We start from the raw sequence: 2171 nt of genomic DNA on the forward strand, positions 1-2171 counted from the left end.
GCCCCAGCCCGCGTATCCACGCCCAACTTGTCGTAGATCCGCCCCAGATGCGTCTTCACCGTGGCCTCGCTGATGAACAACGCCTTCGCGATGTCCCGGTTGCCCAGGCCGTGGGCGAGCTGGGCCAGGATGTCCAGCTCGCGGTCGGTGAGCGTCGGCTGCGGGCTGCGCATGCGGGCCATGACGCGGCTCGCCACCGGCGCCGACAGCGTCGTGCGGCCCTCCGCGGCGGCGTGGATCGCGCCGAACAGTTCGTCGGGCCGCTCGGCCTTCAGCAGATAGCCGGTCGCACCCGCCTCGATGGCCCGGGTGATGTCGGCGTCGGTGTCGTACGTGGTGAGCACCAGGACCCGTACGCCGGTCGGCGCGATCTGGCGGGTGGCCTCCACGCCGTCCATGCCCGCGCCCAGCTGGAGGTCCATGAGCACCACATCGGGGCTGAGCTTCGCGGCCAGCGCGACCGCTTCCTCGCCGGTGCCCGCCTCCCCGGCGACCTCGATGTCCGGGGCGCTGCCGAGCAGGGCGAGCAGTCCGGCGCGGACGACGGCGTGGTCGTCGCAGAGCAGCACCCGGACAGGGGAGGAAGCGGTCATCAGCGGGACTCCAGGGGGATCGCGGCGGACAGCACCGTGCCGTCGCCGGGGGCGGACTCGATGGTGAGGGTGCCACCGAGCTGGGCCACGCGCGCGCGGATCGCGGGAAGTCCGTGGCCGCGCACCCCGGTCGGCCCGGCCTCGGCGGCGGGGTCGAAGCCGTGGCCGTCGTCGGCGACGTCGAGGACGACCTGGTCGTCGAAGTAGACGAGGGTGAGCACCGCGGTGCGGGCGGCGGCGTGTTCCTGGACGTTGGCGAGCGCGCCCTGCGCGATCCGCAGCAGCGCCGACTGGACCCGGTCGGGCAGCGGCGCCGGGACCCCGTCGACCCGGCACCGTACGTCGAGCCCGGAGCGGGACTCGCGCGCCGCGAGGGCGTGCAGCGCGTCGTCGAGGCCGGAGCCGCCGGCCAGGTCGGCGGGGGCCAGGTCGTGCACGAAGCGGCGGGCCTCGGCGAGGTTGTGCTCGGCGAAGGACTCGGCGGTGCGGATGTGCCGGCGGGCGGCGGCCGGGTCGGTGTCCCACATCCGGTCGGCGGCCTGGAGCAGCATCTGCTGGCTGGACAGTCCCTGGGCGAGGGTGTCGTGGATCTCCATGGAGAGCCGCTGCCGTTCGGCGAGGGTGCCCTCGCGGCGTTCGATGGCGGCGAGTTCGCGCCGGGTGCGGACCAGGTCGGCGATGACGGTCTGGAGCCGGGCCGCCTGCCGCTGCGCGTGGATGAACATGGCGGTCGCGGCGGCGGCCACGGCGGGCGGCCCGAACAGCAGGTTCGGGTCGAAGCCGACGCCGACCCGCAGCTTCAGCTGGGCGGCCACGACGAACACGGTGATCAGCGCGACCAGGAAGATCGCGGCCCGGGTCCGCAGGGTGCGCAGGCCGGTGTAGAAGAGGGGGACCGCGCACCAGCCGAAGCTCGGCGCGAGGATCACCAGGGCCGCCCAGATCGCCATGACGGCGCCCAGCCACAGCTTGTGCGAGATGCCCACGGTGTGCGTCACGGGGGCGGTGGGGCTGTCCTTGGGGCCGAGGATCGGGCCGAGCACGTACAGCAGCGCCAGCGCGGCGGCGAGGACGATGACCCACAGGGTGGCGGGGTCGCTCGGGTGCCGGATCAGATAGCGGGTCAGTGCGGAACCGAGGAGCACGAAGAACGCCACGTGCATGACGACGGCCAGGCGCCGGGTGTCCCGCGCCGCGTCCCCGTGCACCAGGGTCTGCTGATCGTCCCGGTGTCCCGAGGGCTGCTGGTCTTCCACGGGCCCATCGTCACCTACGTAGGTCCCCCTCGCATCAACCGATCGGCCGACCCCTCTGTCCTCCGACGGGCACCCAGGTCGGAGCCGGTACGCCGACGGGACGGGGCCGGTTCCGGGCCCAGGATTGAGGCAGAGCGAACAACGCTCCGGCAACTGCGGGAACCGATCGGAAATCACCTCCCGCACTCCACGAGCAGGCATCCGTGCCGCCGCCAGAGATCGAGGAATCCGACATGAAGAAGCTCTCCCTGCGCACCCGTGTCCTCACCGGTACCGTCGCCGTCGCCGCCCTCGGCGCGGGCACCTTCGGTGCGGTCTCCGC

Annotated in this window: 2 protein-coding genes; both read right to left on the reverse strand. The window is 73.1% G+C overall.

Annotated features, from left to right (window positions below; translation table 11 throughout):
• On the reverse strand, positions 1 to 593 hold a 593-nt coding region (locus GUY60_RS37050), incomplete at its 3' end, for a response regulator (protein WP_161705897.1).
• A complete protein-coding gene (locus GUY60_RS37055; RefSeq protein ID WP_161705898.1) occupies positions 593 to 1756 on the reverse strand; it encodes a sensor histidine kinase in 1164 nt (387 codons plus the stop codon). The genes GUY60_RS37050 and GUY60_RS37055, both read right to left, overlap by 1 nt.
• Between the last annotated feature and the right edge of the window lie 415 nt (positions 1757 to 2171).

The sequence above is a fragment of the Streptomyces boluensis genome, from assembly GCF_009908195.1.
In the GTDB taxonomy this organism is placed as follows: Bacteria; Actinomycetota; Actinomycetes; order Streptomycetales; family Streptomycetaceae; genus Streptomyces; species Streptomyces boluensis.

Coding starts and splice junctions, on each gene's coding strand:
- GUY60_RS37055 (WP_161705898.1), bottom strand. CDS start 1,756: ATGCACGTGGCGTTCTTCGTGCTCCTCGGTTCCGCACTGACCCGCTAT.